General features: G+C 67.0%; 10 protein-coding genes, 3 tRNA genes and 1 pseudogene. 5 read left to right on the top strand and 9 right to left on the bottom strand.

The features are described from left to right. The first annotated feature begins 454 nt into the window (after positions 1 to 454). Positions 455 to 3289: a DUF349 domain-containing protein gene (locus HUK68_RS13190; RefSeq protein ID WP_175504573.1), complete on the top strand. Its 2835-nt coding sequence runs from the start codon at positions 455 to 457 to the stop codon at positions 3287 to 3289. A 143-nt stretch (positions 3290 to 3432) separates the two neighbouring features. On the opposite strand, the gene HUK68_RS13185 is transcribed toward HUK68_RS13190, so the two are convergent. The 4 genes from HUK68_RS13185 to HUK68_RS13170 all read right to left on the bottom strand — a co-directional run bounded on the left by HUK68_RS13185 (position 3433) and on the right by HUK68_RS13170 (position 7268). After that, positions 3433 to 3517 (bottom strand) — tRNA-Leu (locus tag HUK68_RS13185). Positions 3518 to 4094: 577 nt separating this feature from the next. Further along, on the bottom strand, positions 4095 to 5267 hold the full coding sequence (locus tag HUK68_RS13180; RefSeq protein WP_175504572.1) for a zinc-dependent alcohol dehydrogenase: 1173 nt from the start codon (positions 5265 to 5267) through the stop codon (positions 4095 to 4097). 10 nt (positions 5268 to 5277) lie between these two features. Then, positions 5278 to 6009 carry an SRPBCC family protein gene (locus HUK68_RS13175; protein ID WP_175504571.1) on the bottom strand — a complete coding sequence of 244 codons (732 nt, stop codon included), beginning with the start codon at positions 6007 to 6009 and terminating at the stop codon, positions 5278 to 5280. Between the two features lie 77 nt (positions 6010 to 6086). After that, positions 6087 to 7268 carry an L-dopachrome tautomerase-related protein gene (locus tag HUK68_RS13170; protein ID WP_175504570.1) on the bottom strand — a complete coding sequence of 394 codons (1182 nt, stop codon included), beginning with the start codon at positions 7266 to 7268 and terminating at the stop codon, positions 6087 to 6089. Between the two features lie 375 nt (positions 7269 to 7643). Between HUK68_RS13170 and HUK68_RS13165 the strand changes: the two are divergent. Further along, positions 7644 to 8792 (top strand): annotated as a pseudogene (locus HUK68_RS13165) (glutathione-independent formaldehyde dehydrogenase). Between the two features lie 117 nt (positions 8793 to 8909). On the opposite strand, the gene HUK68_RS13160 reads toward HUK68_RS13165, so the two are convergent. Both HUK68_RS13160 and HUK68_RS13155 read right to left on the bottom strand, forming a co-directional pair. Beyond that, positions 8910 to 8994: transfer RNA gene (locus tag HUK68_RS13160), tRNA-Leu, on the bottom strand. Positions 8995 to 9173: 179 nt separating this feature from the next. Next, positions 9174 to 9258 (bottom strand) — tRNA-Leu (locus HUK68_RS13155). Positions 9259 to 9292: 34 nt separating this feature from the next. Here HUK68_RS13155 and rnr point away from each other — a divergent pair. Then, complete coding sequence (gene rnr, locus HUK68_RS13150) at positions 9293 to 11626, top strand: ribonuclease R (protein WP_175504569.1); 2334 nt, start codon at positions 9293 to 9295, stop codon at positions 11624 to 11626. Between the two features lie 45 nt (positions 11627 to 11671). Here rnr and HUK68_RS13145 read toward each other — a convergent pair whose 3' ends face one another. The 3 genes from HUK68_RS13145 to HUK68_RS13135 are packed head-to-tail and all read right to left on the bottom strand — an operon-like array spanning position 11672 to position 15860. Next, entirely contained in the window at positions 11672 to 13174 is a 1503-nt protein-coding gene (locus tag HUK68_RS13145) for an NAD(P)H-hydrate dehydratase (protein ID WP_175504568.1), read from the bottom strand. A 26-nt stretch (positions 13175 to 13200) separates the two neighbouring features. Beyond that, a complete protein-coding gene (locus tag HUK68_RS13140) occupies positions 13201 to 14427 on the bottom strand; it encodes an FAD-dependent oxidoreductase (protein ID WP_175504567.1) in 1227 nt (408 codons plus the stop codon). Between the two features lie 56 nt (positions 14428 to 14483). Then, positions 14484 to 15860, bottom strand: coding sequence for an amidase (locus tag HUK68_RS13135; RefSeq protein ID WP_175504566.1), 1377 nt, complete (start codon positions 15858 to 15860; stop codon positions 14484 to 14486). Between the two features lie 206 nt (positions 15861 to 16066). On the opposite strand from HUK68_RS13135, the gene rpsB reads away from it, so the two are divergent. Then, complete coding sequence (rpsB, locus tag HUK68_RS13130) at positions 16067 to 16819, top strand: 30S ribosomal protein S2 (RefSeq protein ID WP_175504565.1); 753 nt, start codon at positions 16067 to 16069, stop codon at positions 16817 to 16819. 104 nt (positions 16820 to 16923) lie between these two features. Beyond that, positions 16924 to 17820 (top strand): translation elongation factor Ts, encoded by an 897-nt coding sequence (gene tsf / locus HUK68_RS13125; RefSeq protein ID WP_175504564.1) that lies wholly within the window; start codon positions 16924 to 16926, stop codon positions 17818 to 17820. Positions 17821 to 17852: the final 32 nt, after the last annotated feature.

Here is a 17852-nt window from a genome sequence, read left to right as displayed (position 1 = left end):
GGAGCCTGCCGTGAAGCCCGGTCAGCGGTGGTACTGCTGACCGGGCTTTCTATTTGTACACTTTCTCTGCGTTGTGGTCGGGCGCGGACGCCCAGGCTTGCCTGCCCGTGCAGCATGGCTTGAATGCACTGGCCTCTGCCCCACATGGGTATGCGGTGCGGTTGCAGGTCTGGAAGCTGTCACTGACAATGGCTTGTCCTGTCCGGGCACAAGACGCACTGCGCAAGGGTGCTGCACCGGACTCCCTGCGCTGCTCTTATATAGCGGTGTATTCCGCCCGAACCGGCACCGTGGCCCGATCTGCAACACACCGTGCGGTGATTGAGTTTGGGCTCCGCGCAAATAACAGCGAAAATACTTCTTTATTCGCTGCGCCGCCTGCGGCGCAGCACAGGCTCCTGCTGTCCAGGGCCTATACCATTGAACAATGTCACCTCTTTCTCCACGTAGCAACATGTCCGACGCCCCTGAAGTGAACCCGGCCCTGGCCAAGACCTCTGAAACGCATCCTCTTGATGCGCTGACCGGCGGCGCGTTTTCCGCAGAAACCTCGGGTGAGCGTGCCTCGCGCATCCGGGACTGGCTCGCGACCCAGCCCGCACACGACCAACTGCAGGAAGTGTTCAAGGAACTCAGCGTGCGTGACAAGAGCGCGGCGCGTGCCGTGCGCGAGCGCCTGGATGAAATCCGCCGTCTCGAAACCCAGGACAAGATCGGTGCCGAATGGGCCGAGAAGGCCCAGCAGCTGCTGTCTGCCGAAACCCTGAACATTGCCGATGCCACTGCTTGGCAGCGCGATGCGGCCAAGGCCGGTGCGGCCCTGTCGCGCGAACCGCTGTCTGCGTTCAAGAGCCAGCTGGCCGAACGCGTCAAGGTCATCGAAGACCTGCAGCACCGCGTTCAGGTGCAGCGCGAAGCCGCGGTGCTGCTGGCGCAGCGCATCGAAGTGCTGTCGACCAAGCCCTGGCGCGATGCCGCCGCCGCGCTGGAGGCATTGAGCGCCGATGTCGCGCACTGGCAAGCCCAGGCCGCTGAACTTACCGGCGATGCGAGCTGGGTCAGCGTGGATGCGAAGTTCCCGCCCCAGCTGGAGAATTCGCGCAAGCAGCTGCTCGTGGTCTGGGAGGCATTCCAGTCGGCACTGACGCTGACGCAGGCCGCAGCCGCCGACGAGCAGGCCGAGTTGCCGCCCGTGCCGGTCTGGGCCGACGAGCTGCGCGTGGCGCGCGGCCTGCCGGCTGAAGCCGCTGTGGTGGCTGCCAAGACCGCTGCCGCCCCCGCCAAGCCGGCCGCCGCCCCGCGCGCCAAGCCTGCTGCCAAGGCGGCGCCGGAAGTGGTCGAAGCCGCGCTCCAGGCCGTGCGCAATGCGCTGGCCGAACTGAAGGCTGCCGCACCCGCACCCGCAGCCGCACCCGCACCCGCACCCGCAGCCGCAGCCGCTGACGAAGCCGCAGCCGCTGACGAAGCGCCTGTGGCCGACACCACGCCGTCCGAATCCGCTCCCGTGGAAGCCCCGGGGGCCGATGCCGCGGCGGCCGATGCCGCGCCGGCCGAAGCTGCGGCCCCCGCAGCCGCACCTGCAGCGCCGGCCGCCGCCGGCAATGGCAAGCAGGCCAAGGCCGTGGCCCAGCTGCGTGCCGTGCTCAAGCAGCAAGGCCGCCATGTCGACGCTGCGCTGGGTGCCGAAGTCAATGCTGCGCTGCTCGCCGCAGGCGATGCCCAGGGCTGGCAAGGCTGGAAGGCCGACTCGGTGCGCGAAGAACTCGTGGCCCAGGCCGAGTCGCTGCTGAACCGTCCCGATGGTCAGGCGCTGGGTGGCCGCAAGATGCAGGAATCGCTGCGCAACCTGCGCGAGCAGTGGAAGCAGGCGGACCAGGGCGCGCCCGCCAACCATGCGCTGTGGAAGCGTTTCGACGAGGCCTGCAATGCCGCGCACAAGGTGGTCGAGGCCTGGCTGGACCGCGTGCGCAGCGAAGCCGCCAACAACAAGGCGCAGCGCGTGCAATTGATCGAAGAGGTCAAGGCCTGGGCTGCCGAGCAGGCTGCCTCGACCGACTGGAAGGGCATGGCGCGCAGCCTGCGCCAGTTCGGCGAGCGCTGGCGCGATGGCGGCCATGTCGGCGAAAAGATGTTTGCCGAGCTGCAGCCCCTGTGGAAGCAGGCCATTGCCGCGGCCGAAGCACCGCTGCATTCGGCGCAAAAGGCCAGCCTGGCCCGCCGCCACGCAATGATCGACGAGGCCGTGGCGCTGGGCGAAGCCCCGACGCTGCGCATCGATGCCGTCAAGGCCCTGCAGCAGCGCTGGCAGGCCGAGGCGCAGGGCGTGCCGCTGGACCGCAAGCACGAGCAAAAGCTCTGGGATGCCTTCCGCAAGCCGCTGGACGACGCCTTCAACCGCAAGGGCAGCGAGCGCAACAGCCGTGCCCAGGTCGAACTCAGCGAGCGCGACCGCCAGGTGCTCGAAGCATCGAAGGCGCTCGAAGCCGCCAACGCCAGCGGCGATGCACAGCAGATCCGTGCGGCCATGACGGCGCTGGACGCCGCGCTGCACAGCCAGGCACAGGCACAGGCGCAGGAATCTGCAGCCAAGGCCGAGGCCGCTCCGGCTGCGGATACCGAAGCCGCCGCGAAGCCGGCGGTGTCCAAGCCCGTGGTCGCGGTGCGTGGCGATGACCGTCCCGGCATGAAGAAGGAAGCGCCTGCGGCTGCCGGTCGTCCCGGCCGCCCGGGTGAGCGCCGCGATGGCCGCCCCGGCGACCGTGGCGACCGCGGTGATCGCGGCGGCCGCTTTGGCGAGCGCAGCGACCGCGCGCCGCGCGAAGATCGCGGACCGCGCCTGGCCGATCCGGCCTTCCGCGCGCAGCGCGATGCGCTCGAACACGCCCAGGCAGCGCTGCGCAAGCTGGCCGTGCAAGCCCATGGCGAAGCCCTGACCCAGCTGCTCAATGCCTGGGAAAAGCGCGATGCCGAGCAACTGCCCAGCGTGCAGGAACTGGGCGGCCGCGTGACACCGCAGGTGCGCGGCGCCTGGGCCAAGTCGATTGCGGCGCCCGTGAGCGGCGATGCGGGCGAAGCCCTGCTGCGCCTGGAAATGGCCGCCGATGTGCCCACGCCCGCCGAGCAGATCACGGCCCGCCGCACGCTGCAGCTGCAACTGCTGACGCGCCGCAACGATCCGTCGCCGGCCGAGACCTGGGGCCAGGATGCGGCCCGCGTGCTGGCCAGCGCGCGCGACGAAGGCAGCGCCCGCCGCCTGCAGAACGCGCTCAAGGCCCTGCTGCGCAAGTAAGCCTGCCGGCTTGCTCGCGGCAACGAAAAAGCCACTCCTTGGAGTGGCTTTTTTCATGCGCCTGCGCGGACAGGGCGGGGCGCGTTGCGTCATGCAGACGCCCAAAGAAAAAGGCCGTTGCAGTTGCAACGGCCTTTTGAATTTGGTGCCCAGAAGAGGACTCGAACCTCCACGATGTTACTCGCTAGTACCTGAAACTAGTGCGTCTACCAATTCCGCCATCTGGGCATCTCAGGAATGAACGAATTATAAAGGGCGTTTTTGGACCAAAAAGAAGAAATACGAAATTTCTTTCAACGGTCTACGGGCTGTGAGCGGGCTCGGGAGAGGGCATGGCCAAGGGTGCTCTTGGAATTCGGTCATCCACACCGGTAATCCCTGGGCGGGCCCCCCTGAGCCTGTCGACGGGCGGCAGGGTCCAAGGCTTGAGGACAGGATGTTCATCCTTCGACGGGGCCGCCCAGGCGGGCTCAGGACGAACGGGAGGGGGAGGGGGGTTCATGACGAGCGGTGGGAGAGCTCGTGACAAACGGCAGGCTGACGGCCCGCCTGTCCGTTCGCCCTGGGCGGGGCCCCCTGAGCCTGTCGAAGGGTGGGGTCTTAAGGCCACGGTTAAGAGCGCCTGACAAAACCTTTTGCTTGGCGCGATCGCCGGGCTGGCCGCCAAGGCCGGCAGCTGGCCACAGGCCTTTTGCAGCACCATTGCCCGAGTGCCAGCAGCAGCCCGGCTTCCAGAAGCGTGCGCACAGCGCCGGTAGCCCCGGGCGGCGCCGCTCGGGGGCCTGTCCATCGGATGCGGCGGGCTCTATGGCGCGAATACCGCGCGCACGCAGCCATCCTTCTTATGCTTGAACATGTCGTAACCGTGCGGTCCGTCCTCGAGCGAGAAACGGTGCGTGGCGAGGTAGGCCGGGTTCAGTTCACCCCTCTGTGCGTGCGCAAGCAGCCGGTCCATGTAGGCTTGCCCGTGCTGCTGGGCGCTGCGCACCGTCATGCCCTTGTTCATGATGGCGCCCATGGGGAACTTGTCGATCAACCCGTAGACGCCGAGGACTGACAGCGTGCCGCCCTTGCGGCAGGCCATGATGGCTTCACGCAGGGCCTGTCCGCGGTCCGTTTCCAGGCGCAGGGCCTGCTTCACGACGTCATAGGCATACTGCGGGCCGGTGCCGTGCGCCTCCATGCCTACGGCGTCGATGCAGGCATCTGGGCCGCGTCCGCCCGTCATTTCCTTGAGCGCGTCCAGAACGCTGTCGACCTGCGTGTAGTCGATCGTCTCGGCGCCGGCGTGCTCGCGCGCCATTTGCAATCGCTCGGGAAAACGGTCGATCGCGATCACCCGCTCGGCGCCCATCAGCCGCGCGCTCTGCTGCGCCATCAGGCCCACGCCACCGCAGCCCCAGACCGCGACCGTGTCGCCCGGACGGATGTCGCAGAAATCGGCGCCCATATAGCCGGTCGGCGCCGCGTCCGATAGAAACAGCGCTGTCTCGTCCGCCACCCCGTCGGGGACCTTGAAGCAGTCGTTGTCGGCAAACGGTACCCGAACGTATTGCGCGTGCGCACCCGCGTAGCCGCCGAAAGCGTGGGTATAGCCGTAGATGCCGGCCGTGGGATATCCGCCGAGCATTGGCTCCTGCAATTCGGGTTTGGGATGCGTGTTGTCGCACAACGAGTAGAGAGATTGCTGGCAATACCAGCATTGGCCGCACACGATGAATGACGGGACCACGACGCGGTCGCCCTTCGCCACGCGCTTGACCGCGGGGCCGACTTCCTCGATCACGCCCATGAACTCGTGGCCGATCACGTCGCCGGCCTGCATGGTCGGGATGTAGCCGTTGATGAAATGCAGATCGGAGCCGCAGGTCGTCGACAGGCTGACGCGCAGGATGGCGTCATGGGGGTTCACGATTTCGGGGTCCTTCACCGTGCCGACCCGCAAGTCGTTCACGCCGTTCCAGTAAAGTGCTCGCATGTGCTGCTCCTCAGTGTGTGTCGGCGCGAGCGGCGGGCTGGCGCACGGTAGTCGGTATCTCGCCGGTTTCGACGAGGCTCTTGAAGCGCCGCAGCGCGCCGTCGGCAATCACGCGCAGAGGCGCGGCTCCCAGGAGTTCGAGGACCCACTCGCCGAGCGCGCCGCCGGGCGGGTTGAAATGAAACCGCAGCGTGACCACGGTGCCCCGGCCAGCCGGGGCGGGGTGAAAGCGGATCCATCCCTCGTTCGCGATGGCGCCGTCGGAAAGGGCGCGCCATCCGATGCCTTCGTCGGCCCGGTCGACTGTCTCGGTATCCCATTCGCAGGCGCGGCCGAGCGGTCCCGCCAGCTTCCAATGCATGCGGCCGTCATCAGTGGCATGCACGGAAGCAAAACCTGCCATGACTTGGGGCAGCGTGCCGGGGTCGAGCCAGCAGCGGCGAAGTTCATCTGCAGTCTTGCTGATCGTGATCGAACGCTCCACTTCCGGCTGGCCGCTTGCGGTCCCACGCGCGGACTGCACGCGCAGCGCGCCGACCGCGCCGGCGCTGGCGATCGCGGCGACCATGAGCGCCCCCGCGCCTTTCTTTCGCCCTCCGAGCCCGGCCACGATCGCGGCGGCGCCCAGTGCGATGGGAATCCAGCGCAGGTTCTGCCCCGTCCCGCCGGCCGAGGCGGCCCCGGCAGGGCGGCCGCGCTGCGATGACGTACTCCGTGGTGTATCAAAGATACCGTTTGCCATGATAAAAACCCCCTTGTGTTTTGCCCGCCATGCGGTCAGGTTTGGCGTTCGCGGCGCGGGCGGGCCGCACGAGGATGTCAGTCGCGTGGCCGAGGAAGGCGCCATAGCTGGGTCGGCAGGGCCGGTGGCGCATCCCGGGTGAAGAAAGCCGAGTCCTGGATACGCGAGGTGGTCACGTACAGGCTGCCGTCCGGGCCCTGGCTGAAGGTGTCGGGCCAGCGCAGCCGCGGATCCTGCAGCACCGTGCGCAGACGCCCGTCCGGACCCTCGGACAGGTCGCGCGCCTTGATGGCACTGTCCTCGATGGATGTGACATACAGGGTGTCGGTGCCGCGGCCGATCCAGAGACCGTCCGTAGGCCCGACCTTGCCGTAGGCCTGGACGTGGCTGGAGACATCTGCTCCGGCCAGGCCCTTTCCTGTGAGCGCCGCGGTCTGGATGCGGTACAGGGTGTGACCGGTAAGCGCTTTCCAGTACAGCCAGGCACCGTCGGAGGACAGGGCGATGCTGTCGGCGGCGAAAAGCACCTTGCGCCCGTCCGGATAGCGCAGCGGCTTGCCGTCGGTGCTCACGACCACGCCTTTTTCCGGCTGGGTCGACGGATGTCCATCCAGCACCCGGCGCGCCTTGCCGCTGGCCAGCTCCACTACAACCAGCGCCCCGCGCTGCCCGGCGTCGGTAAGAAAGGCATGCTTGCCGTCAATCGAGAAGCGGACATCGTTCAGGTACGATCCCGGAATTGCGACATCCTGGCCAAGGCGGACCACCTGGGCCACCCTGTCTGTGGCGAGATCGATGCGTACCAGCTTCGGTCCATCGGGTACTAGGCCATCCACGGGGGGAGCGGCGGGGTCCACTACCCAGACGCTGCCGCGACCGTCGGCCACCACGCTCTGCACGCACACCCAGTGATCCGATGGATCGAGCTCATCGCGCAGTACATTGCGCCAGGCATTCCATGGTTCGTTGGGATAAGGACGCAAGCTCCCATCCTTCATGAGTTCAGCGACCGAGACAGGCGAATCTTCCGTCCAGCGCGGAAAGTTGACGAAGATACGGCCCGTTTCGCTGACCGTCACGCCGGTGACCTGGTGATCGAACCGGGCTGCCTGCTGCAGCCGCGCATCGGCACGGTGATGTTCCGATTGCGCCGCGGGTGGCGCCTGTGCCGCGTGTGCGTGTGCGTGTGCCGGCGCCGAGCCGCAAGACAGGCATGCTCCTGCCAAGACGAGTGCGAAAAACAGGGACGTGGTTCGCATGACGCTACCTTTCCAATTACGGCACCCCGCGGTGGAGGACACACACTCTGCCACTGTCGATGCGATGCGCATGCAGGACTGCATGCCGCTGGCTTGCGGGTTTCGTTGTCGATGAGCCGCACCTTTGCAAAGTGGGCGGCAGGGCGTGGTTGCAAGCTTTTGAGATCGGCCGATCAATCAAAAAGACCAAATGAATGCCCTCTTGATAATTCGTGGCCTGCTTTCACTGTGTATGCCTGCACTTGCGGCGAATCGATGCTTCCGCGGTGTAGAGGCACCCGCGAGCGCTTGCTTGCGGGTTTTTGTCGATAGCTGCCGGGAGTGCCGTGCCCGTCAGGTGGGCCGTCATCTCCTGGTGGATCAAAGGAGCAGACTATGAAAGCTGTTGTCTATCGCGGTCCCAATCAAGTCGCCGTCGAAAACGTGCCCGATCCCAAGATCGAAGGTCCGACGGATGCCATCGTCAAAATTACCAGCACCAACATCTGCGGTTCCGATCTGCACATGTACGAGGGCCGGACCGATTTCGAGCAGGGCCGCGTCTTCGGCCACGAGAACCTCGGCGTGGTCATGGAAGTCGGTTCGGCGGTTGAGCGGCTCAAGCCCGGGGACTGGGTGTGCATGCCGTTCAATATCAGCTGTGGCCACTGCAAGAACTGTGAACGCGGCCTGACCGCATACTGCCTGAAGGCCAACGAGCCGGGCATAGCCGGCGGCGCGTTCGGCTTTGCCGACATGGGACCCTGGCAGGGTGGCCAAGCCGAACTCCTGCGGGTGCCCTGGGCCGACTTCATGTGCCTGAAGCTGCCACCCGACGCGCAGGAGAGGCAGACCGACTACGTGATGTGCGCCGACATCTTTCCGACCGGCTGGCATGCGACCGAACTGGCCGGCATGAAGCCTGGCGATGCAGTGGTCATCTACGGCGCCGGGCCGGTGGGCCTGATGGCCGCGCACTCGGCGATGATCAAGGGCGCCTGCAGCGTGATGGTGGTCGACTGCCATTCCGACCGGCTGAAGCTTGCCGAGTCGATCGGTGCGATCGCGATCGATTATGCGAAGGAGGACCCTGTGCAGCGGATCATGGACCTGACTCATGGCGTTGGCGCGGACGTGGGTTGCGAATGCGTCGGCTACCAGTGCCACGACCACCATCATCACCGCCAGGAGCGTCCCAACCTCACCATGAACAACCTGATCAACTCCGTCAAGTTCACCGGTGGGATCGGCGTGGTCGGCGTATTCGTTCCGGAGGATCCGAACAGCCCGGACGAGCTGGAGAAAGAAGGCAAGCTCGCGCTCGACTGGGGCAAGCTGTAGTTCAAGGGCCAACGCGTCGCCACCGGCCAGTGCAACGTCAAGGCCTACAATCGCCCATTGCGCGACCTGATCCACGCCGGCCGCGCCAAGCCATCGTTCATCGTGTCCCACGAACTGACGCTGGAACAGGCGCCGGACGCCTACCAGCACTTCGACGTGCGCGATCACGGCTGGACCAAGGTGGTCCTGCATCCCGGCGGCTAGCGCAGCAGGGGGCTCACGTTCGGCAATACCCCGCGCTTTGATGATGTACATGGACACGCATCAATTTTCTGCGCAAAACAAAAAAGGCCGTTGCAGGAAGCAACGGCCTTTTGAATTTGGTGCCCAGGAGAGGACTCGAACCTCCACGATGTTACTCGCTAGTACCTGAAACTAGTGCGTCTACCAATTCCGCCACCTGGGCTTTCAGGAAAGATTTGAATTATGCAGTAGAAGAAACCGCTTTTTTCCAAACTTCCAAAAATATTTATTTCCCAAAACTTGTTGTGCCGGCCTTGCCGCATCGCACAATCGCAATCAAAGACCACTGAGGTAGCAGTGGCCCTGAATTTTTCAAAAACCTTCACAGGTTCTCGTTAAACTTGGTGCCCAGGAGAGGACTCGAACCTCCACGATGTTACTCGCTAGTACCTGAAACTAGTGCGTCTACCAATTCCGCCACCTGGGCATCTCAGGAAAGATCAACATTGTATAGCAAAAAAATGAACCTCAGCACAAACTCTGCCAGCGCAACCGAAGAAATCGAAGGCAGCGTGCAGGGGCATCGGGACGGCCATGGTTTCGTGTTGCGCGATGACGGCGAAAAGGACATCTTCATCCCGGCCAATGAAATGCGTGCCGTGCTGCACAAGGACCGGGTCAAGGTGCATGTGGTGCGCTACGACCGGCGCGGCCGGCCCGAAGGCCGCGTCACCGAGATCATCGAGCGCCCGACCAAGACCATCATCGGCCGCCTGCTGCAGGAAAGCGGCGTCTGGCTGGTGGCGCCCGAGGACAAGCGCTACGGCCAGGATGTGCTGATTCCGGCCAATGCCACCGGCACGGCCAAGACCGGCCAGGTCGTGGTCGCGGAACTCACCGAATCGCCGGCGCTGTTCGGCCAGCCGGTCGGACGCATCATCGAGGTGCTGGGCGAAGTCGACGACGCCGGCATGGAAATCGAGATCGCGGTGCGCAAGTACGACGTGCCGCACGAGTTCTCGCCCGAATGCCTGGAGCAGGCCAAGGCGCTGCCCGACAAGGTGCGCGCGATCGACCGCAAGCAGCGCATCGACCTGACCGACGTGCCGCTGGTGACCATCGACGGCGAAGACGCACGCGATTTCGACGACGCGGTCTATTGCGAACCCGCCAAGATCGGCCGCAGCAAGGGCTGGCGCCTGCTGGTGGCCATTGCCGACGTGAGCCATTACGTGCGCACCGGCAGCGCCATCGACATCGATGCCTACGACCGCGCGACCAGCGTGTATTTCCCGCGCCGCGTGATTCCCATGCTGCCCGAAAAGCTCAGCAACGGCCTGTGCTCGCTGAATCCCGAGGTCGACCGGCTGTGCATGGTCTGCGACATGCTGGTCACCGCCAAGGGTGAAATCCACGCCTACCAGTTCTACCCGGCCGTCATGCACAGCCATGCGCGCTTCACCTATACCGAGGTCGCGGCCATCCTGTCGAACACGCGCGGCCCCGAGGCCCAGCGCCGCAGTGCGCGCGTTCCCGACCTGCTGAACCTGCACGGCGTCTACCAGTCGCTGCTCAAGGCGCGCCAGGCGCGCGGCGCAGTGGACTTCGAGACCACCGAGACGCAGATCGTCTGCGACGACAACGGCCGCATCGAGAAGATCATCCCGCGCACGCGCAACGAGGCGCACAAGCTGATCGAAGAGGCCATGCTCGCGGCCAACGTCTGCAGCGCCGATTTCATCGCGCAAAGCGGCCAGAACGGCCTGTTCCGCGTGCATGACAGCCCCTCGCTGGAAAAGCAGGAGGTGCTGCGCAACTACCTCAAGGCCATGGCCGTGGGCATGTCGATCAGCGACAACCCCAAGCCCGCCGAGTTCCAGGCGATTGCCCAGGCCACCAAGGAGCGTCCCGACGCGCCGCAGATCCACACCATGCTGCTGCGCTCGATGATGCAGGCCATCTACACGCCGGTGAACGAGGGGCACTTCGGCCTGGCGTTCGATGCCTACACCCACTTCACGAGCCCGATCCGGCGCTACCCCGACCTGCTGGTGCACCGCGTGATCAAGTCCGAGCTCGAAGGCAAGCGCTACCGCCTGCCGGCGCTGCCCACGCCGGGCGAGGCGCACGCCAAGCTGGCCAAGCGCCTGGCAAGCCGCGTGAGCGCACTGGGCCAGGCGCCGCGCAAGAAGCCCGCGGGCGGTGCCGAGCTGCAGGCCTGGGAGGCCGCCGGCCTGCATTGCAGCGCCAACGAACGCCGCGCCGACGAGGCCAGCCGCGATGTCGAGTCCTGGCTCAAGTGCAAGTACATGCGCGAGCACCTGGGCGAGGAGTTCTCGGGCACCGTCACGGCCGTGACCACCTTCGGCATCTTCGTCACGCTCGATGCGATGTATGTCGAAGGCCTGGTGCACATCACCGAGCTGGGCGGAGACTATTTCAAGTTCGACGAAATGCGCCAGGAACTGCGTGGCGAGCGCTCGGGCATCCGCTATGCCATCGGCTCGCGCCTGCGTGTGCAGGTCAGCCGTGTCGATCTCGACGGCCGGCGCATCGATTTCCGGCTGGTGCAGGAGGGCGGCGAGGCGCTGCCCGCGCGCAGCGGCGGCAAGCGCGAGGCCCGGGGCCAGCGCGGCCGGCGCGACGAGTTCGCGGGCCAGCGCCAGGAGCGCGATGCACGCGACAACCCGGAGTCGGGCGCCGAAATGCCCACGGGGCGCAAGCCGCGTGGCGGGCGTTCGCTGCCGTCGCTGCCGCCGCCGTCGCCCATCGAAGGCCTGAAGGCCTCCGTGCGCAAGGCCGCCAGCGGACCCAAGCCGCCCAGCGGCAAACCCAAGCGCAAGCCGCGGCGCTGAGCTGCGCGATGTCTGTCACGGGCCTCGGCAATGCCGAGGCCTTTTTCATTGCAGCGCCGCGGCGAGCGCGCTGGCCGTGAGCGCCTGGTGCGCAGGCCATTGGTCGGCAGCGGCGCCATGCGCCTGCACGGCGCTGCTCGCGGCGGCATGCGGCGACAGTCCTGCTGCCAGGCGCGCGCCTATGAGTCCGGCCAGCACGTCGCCGGTGCCGCCCGTGGCCAGGCGTGCGTTGCCGGTGAAATTGACGATGGTCCGTTCGCCTGCGGTGGCTGTGACCGAACCCGAGCCCTTGAGCACCACGGTGCAGGCATGGCGTTCGGCCAGCGCCCGGGCCGCGGCCAGCCGGTCGGCCTGCACCTCGGCGGTGGTGCAATGCAGCAGGCGCGCGGCTTCCAGGGGATGCGGGGTCAGGATGGTGGAAAGCCCCGCATCGGCGCGCGCGCGCAGCGCGGCGGCCAGTGCGCTGTCGCCGGCCACCGCATTGAGGCCGTCGGCGTCCAGCACCAGGCGCGCGGCCCGGGCCAGCACTTCGGGCAGCACGGCGCGCACCGCTTCGCCGCCGCCGCAGCCGCAGACCGCGGTGAGCTGCGGCCAGTCCAGTGCGTGCACGCGGCGCAGCATCAGTTCGGGCCAGGGCGGCGCGAGCGTCGTTCCCTCATCCAGCAGCGCGACCATGACCCGGCCCGCGCCGCCATGCAGCGCGGCGCTGGCCGCAAGCCAGGCCGCGCCCGTCATGCCCATGCCGCGCGCCGACAGGCCTTCGCCGCCGATCACCGCGACATCGCCAAAGCTGCCCTTGTGGCTGGCATGCCGCTGCGCCTGGCGCCCATCGGCCTGCTGCTGCGTTCCCAGTTGCGCCGTGGCCGCAGGCGCGAGCGCGCCGCAGCCCAGGTCGTCCAGCCAGACGCTGCCGCAGGCGTCGCGCCCCTGGCCCGTGAACAGACCGGGCTTGAGCGTCAGCAGGCTCAGCGTATGGCGCGCCGCCCTGGAGGGGGCATCTGGCGCAAAGCCCGGCGCGTATTGGCCGGTGTCGGCATCGAGCCCCGAAGGAAGGTCCACGGCCAGCAGCGTGGCCGGACTGGCGTGCAGTGCGGCCAGCAGCGCGCGCAGCTCGTGCGCAGCGCCGCGCTGCGACGTGGCGCGCAGGCCTATGCCCAGCAGGGCGTCGATGCATAGATCGTGCGGGCCCAGGTCCGCAGGCGGCCCGGGCGTGAAGGGCACGCCCGCAGCCAGTGCGCGTTGCCATGCGGCGCGCGCGTCGGCGGGCGTGGTGCTCGGGTCTCCCAGCCAGGTCACGCTGACCGCCTTGCCCGCTTGCTGCAGACGGGCCGCGGCTTCGAGGCCGTCGCCGCCGTTGTTGCCGCCGCCGCAGGCAATCCAGATCTGGCGCGCATGCGGCGCGAGCGCCAGCGCGAGGCGCGCCGTGGCCGCGCCCGCGCGCCGCATCAGGGTGTGGGCGGGCAGGCTGGCGGCGGCCGCGGCTTCCAGGGCGCGCGTCGCGGCCACATCGTGCAGGGCATGGGGCTGTGCGGCGGATAGTTGGAGCATGGCGCCAGCATAGCGCTGGTGCCGGTTCAGCGCAGCAGCAGGCCGCTGGTGTCGATGGCCGGCGCGCGCCCGTCGATCAGGTCGGCCAGCAGCTGGCCGCAGCCATGCGCCATGGCCGCGCCGTGGTTGCCATGGCCGACGTTGAGCCAGATGCCCGGCAGGCCGCTGGCGCCCAGCAGCGGTGCGCCGTCGGCACTCATCGCGCGGATGCCGCGCCAGCTCTGCACGCCTTGCGACGGCTGCATGCCGCCGGGAAACCACTGGTTCAGCGCGCGGTAGAGCCGCTGCAAAGTGGCGACATGCGGCGTGCCCGAGGTGCCGAGTTCGGCGCCCCCACCGGCGCGCACGCGCAGGCCCTGGCGCACCAGCGTGATCTGGCTGTCCCAGTCGATGACCGCGCAGCGCGGTGCATGGATGGGTTCACGCACCGGGGCATTGACCGTGTAGCCGCCCAGGCCGACCAGCGGCAGCGCCAGGCCCAGCGGGCGCAGCAGTGCCGCACTGTCTATGCCTGCGCAGACCACGATGGCATCGTGGGCGCGCGCGCTCGATTCGCCCTTGAGCAGCACCCGCGCCGGTGCCAGCTGCAGCCGGCTGACCTGCGCATCGAACACGAACTGCACGCCCAGCTGCTGTGCGGCGAAACGCTGCAGCTGGACCCAGAGACGGTTGTTGGCGGTGGCGGCCTCGGGCAGGTTGAGCGCGCCGGCCAGCGCAAAGTCGGCGGCCAGGCCGGGCTCGAGCTGGCGCGCCTGCGCGGCATCGATGCGCTGCACGCCCACGCCGGCGTCGGCCAGTACGGTGAGCGCGGGCGCGAGGCGTGCCAGCGTGGCCTCGCTGCGCAGCAGCACCAGCGCACCGTTGTGCGCTTGCAGGTCCTGGTCGATGGCGATCGGGTCGTTGTCGCGCAGCTGGCGGCTGTACTGGCTCAGCCGTTCGATGGCGGCCAGCGCCGGGTCGATGCGCTCGGGCGCGCGGCGGATGCGCCGGCCGGCCTGGCGCCAGCGCCAGAGCCAGGAAAGATCGGCGCCGCGCAAGCCGCCGCCCAGGCGCAGCTGGGAAGAGGGCGCACGCAGCCCCGGCGCGCTCCAGGGTTGCAGCAGGGCCGGCGCAAGCCAGCCCGTGGGCGCAAAGCTCGCGCCTTCGGCGGCGCTGCCGTGGCGGTCATAGACCGTAATGGCGTGGCCGCTTTGCGCAAGCGCGTACGCAGTGGCGATGCCGGTGGCGCCGGCACCCACGATGGCGATGTTCATGGGAGAGTGGTGGTCGGAGAGGGCCGGCGCCGCAGCGCCGGGGGAGGGCGCAGTCGCTACGCGGCTTGGAGTATGCCTTCGATCTGCTGGCTCACGGCCAGCACCGCGTCATCATGCATGCCGCCGTGCCAGACCATCATTCCGACCGGCAGCTCGCCCTGCTGGTGGCAGGGCAGCGACAGCGCGCAGCCGTCGAGCATGTTGACCACGCTGGGATTGCGCAGCAGCAGCGTGTTGGCGCGCTGGAAGCCGGCATCGCGGCGCGCATCCACTGCGGCATCGAGGCCGTCGGCCGGCGCCACGCTGTCGATGCTTGGCGCCAGGATGGGCACGGTGGGCGAGAGCAACGCGTCATAGCCGGCCAGTGCCTGCTCCATGCGCGCGATCCACTGGTTGCGCGCATGGTGCAAATCGATGTATTGCGCGGCCGTCATGCTGGCGCCGCGTTCGATGCGGCTGCGCACGCGCGGATCGTAGGGCCGGCCCAGCGCATCGGCGCGCGCCAGCAGCGGGCGGTGCCAGGCATAGCTTTCGGCGCCCGAGAAGCTGCCATGGTCGTTGATGTGCGCGAGCGTGTCGAGTTCGGGCAGGTCGATGTCGACGATCTGCGCACCGGCGGCGCGCAGCTGCGCCAGGCTGCGCTCGAAGGCCTGCAGCACCGCGGGTTCGATATCGTCGAAGAACAGCTGGCGCGGCACGGCCAGGCGCCATTCGGCGATGCCGGCGCTGCTGCGCGTGACGGTGCGTGCGGCGAGGATCTCATGCACCAGGATCGCATCGCGCACGCTGCGCGTGATGGCGCAGGCCGTATCGAGCGTGGGCGACAGCGGCACCGTGCCCTGCAGCGGCGTGAGGCGCGCGGTGTTCTTGAAGCCGACCAGGCCGCACAGCGCCGCGGGGATGCGGATCGAGCCGCCGGTGTCCGAGCCCAGGCCCACATAGGCCGCGCCGCTGGCCACCGACACCGCTGCGCCCGACGACGATCCGCCGCTCACGCGTGCCGGACCGGGCAGTGCGCCGAAGCGCGCGTCATAGGCCGCAGGCGTGCCGAAATGCGGGTTGACGCCCACGCCCGAGTAGGCGAACTCCACCATGTGGGTGCGGCCGATGATGGCCGCGCCCGCGGCGCGCAGGCGTGCCACGGCCGGGCTGTCATGCGTGGCCACGGGTGCATCCGCGAGCACCAGCGAACTCGCGGCGCTGCGCGTGCCCTGCAGGTCGAAAAGGTCTTTGACCGTGACCGGCAGTCCGGCCAGCGGCAGCTGCGGCGCGGCGCGTGCCGCATCGTGCATGGCACTGTCGAACAGGGTCTGCGCAAACACATGGTCGCAGACCGCAGAGCGGGCCGTCTCGATGGCGGCTTGGAGCAGATCGGTGGCGCGGCATTCGCCGCTGCGCACGTTGGCGCGCGTGGAGCAAAGATCAGAGTGCATGCTTGTGGTAGAATTTTTCGGCTTTGCTGAGTGCTGCCTTGCGGCATGTGAAATCAGATGCCGTGCCGGGCGCGTTTTTCGTGCCTTGGCTTGCAGTGTGCCCTAGTGGCGTGCAGCAAAGTAAATAGCAAACCAGTCCCCTCAAGGTGTTGCCCTCCCGGGCAAATGTCGGGCTGGATTTTAGACCCAACCTTTGGAGTATCAATATGTCCGTCACGATGCGCGAAATGCTCGAAGCCGGTGTCCACTTCGGTCACCAAACCCGCTTCTGGAACCCCAAGATGGCCCCGTTCATCTTCGGTCACCGCAACAAGATTCACATCATCAACCTGGAAAAGTCGCTGCCGATGCTCCAGGAAGCGCAGAAGTTCGCCAAGCAGCTGTCCGCCAACCGCGGTACCGTGCTGATGGTGGGCACGAAGCGCCAAGCCCGCGAACTGGTGGCTGCTGAAGCCCAGCGCGCTGGCGTGCCTTACGTCGACCAGCGCTGGCTCGGCGGCATGCTGACCAACTTCAAGACCGTGAAGACCTCGATCAAGCGCCTGAAGGACATGAAGGTCCAGCAGGAAGCCGGTCTGGAAAGCATGAGCAAGAAGGAACAGCTGATGTTCGCCCGCGAACTCGAAAAGCTGGAAAAGGACATCGGCGGTATCCAGGACATGAACGGCCTGCCCGACGCCATCTTCGTGATCGACGTGGGCTTCCACAAGATCGCCGTGGCCGAAGCCAAGAAGCTGGGCATCCCCCTGATCGGTGTGGTGGACTCGAACCACAACCCCGAAGGCATCGACTACGTGATCCCTGGCAACGATGACTCGGCCAAGGCCGTGGAACTGTACGCCAAGGCCATCGCCGATGCGATCATCGAAGGCCGTGCCGATGCCGTCAACGACGTCGTCAAGGCCGTGGCTGCCGAAGGCTCGGACGAGTTTGTGGAAGTGCAAGAGTCGGCTGCCTAAGGTCCGGCAACGCGACCTGTCGCGAGAAAGAAGCGGGGCTCTGGTAGCCCCCTTTTTTTAGCCTCATTCCTTGTAACGAATCGAAATCAAACCGGAGAAATAAGATGGCTGTTATTACCGCAAAACTGGTGGCTGAACTGCGCGCCAAGACCGACGCACCGATGATGGAGTGCAAGAAGGCACTGACCGAAGCCGACGGCGACCTGGCCAAGGCGGAAGAGCTGCTGCGCGTCAAGCTCGGCACCAAGGCTGGCAAGGCGGCTTCGCGCGTGACCGCCGAAGGCGTCGTGGCGGCTTCGATCAATGGCAACGTGGGCGCGCTGATCGAAGTCAACAGCGAAACCGACTTCGTCTCCAAGAACGACAGCTTCCTGGCCCTGGCCGATGCCGCCGCCAAGCTGGTGGCCGAGCACAACCCTGCCGACATCGAAGCCCTGGGTGCGCTGGCCTACGAGCAAGACACTTTCGGCCCCACGCTGGAAGACGTGCGCAAGGGCCTGATCGGCAAGATCGGCGAGAACATGTCGTTCCGCCGCTTCAAGTACTTCAGCGGCAGCAACCTGGCTTCCTACCTGCACGGCTCGCGCATCGGCGTGGTCGTCGAGTTCGAAGGCGATGCAGCCGCAGCCAAGGACGTCGCCATGCACGTGGCCGCGATGAAGCCCGTGGCCCTGAGCAGCGCCGACGTGCCTGCCGAGCTGATCGAGAAAGAGCGCACCGTGGCAACCGCCAAGGCCGCAGAATCGGGCAAGCCCGCCGACATCGTCGCCAAGATGGTCGAAGGTTCGGTGCAGAAGTACCTCAAGGAAGTCTCGCTGTACAACCAGGTCTTCGTGAAGGCCGCTGACGGCAAGCAGACCGTCGAGCAGATGCTCAAGGCCGCCAACACCACCATCAAGGGCTTCACCCTGTACGTGGTCGGCGAAGGCATTGAGAAGAAGGTGGACGACTTCGCTGCCGAAGTGGCGGCCCAGGTGGCTGCTGCCAAGGCTGGCGCGTAATTCATCCGTAGACCGTTTCCTTTCCCCCGATT

It is taken from the genome of Comamonas antarctica (genome assembly GCF_013363755.1).
Lineage (GTDB): Bacteria > Pseudomonadota > Gammaproteobacteria > Burkholderiales > Burkholderiaceae_C > Comamonas > Comamonas antarctica.
This window is presented reverse-complemented; position numbering and strand designations above follow the sequence as displayed.

Bases quoted from the DNA above. Each gene is read 5' to 3' on its own strand.
- rnr (WP_175504569.1), top strand. From the start codon at position 9,293: ATGAACCTCAGCACAAACTCTGCCAGCGCAACCGAAGAAATCGAAGGC.
- tsf (WP_175504564.1), top strand. From the start codon at position 16,924: ATGGCTGTTATTACCGCAAAACTGGTGGCTGAACTGCGCGCCAAGACC.
- HUK68_RS13180 (WP_175504572.1), bottom strand. From the start codon at position 5,267: ATGCGAGCACTTTACTGGAACGGCGTGAACGACTTGCGGGTCGGCACG.
- HUK68_RS13170 (WP_175504570.1), bottom strand. From the start codon at position 7,268: ATGCGAACCACGTCCCTGTTTTTCGCACTCGTCTTGGCAGGAGCATGC.
- HUK68_RS13145 (WP_175504568.1), bottom strand. From the start codon at position 13,174: ATGCTCCAACTATCCGCCGCACAGCCCCATGCCCTGCACGATGTGGCC.
- HUK68_RS13175 (WP_175504571.1), bottom strand. From the start codon at position 6,009: ATGGCAAACGGTATCTTTGATACACCACGGAGTACGTCATCGCAGCGC.
- HUK68_RS13135 (WP_175504566.1), bottom strand. From the start codon at position 15,860: ATGCACTCTGATCTTTGCTCCACGCGCGCCAACGTGCGCAGCGGCGAA.
- HUK68_RS13190 (WP_175504573.1), top strand. From the start codon at position 455: ATGTCCGACGCCCCTGAAGTGAACCCGGCCCTGGCCAAGACCTCTGAA.
- HUK68_RS13140 (WP_175504567.1), bottom strand. From the start codon at position 14,427: ATGAACATCGCCATCGTGGGTGCCGGCGCCACCGGCATCGCCACTGCG.
- rpsB (WP_175504565.1), top strand. From the start codon at position 16,067: ATGTCCGTCACGATGCGCGAAATGCTCGAAGCCGGTGTCCACTTCGGT.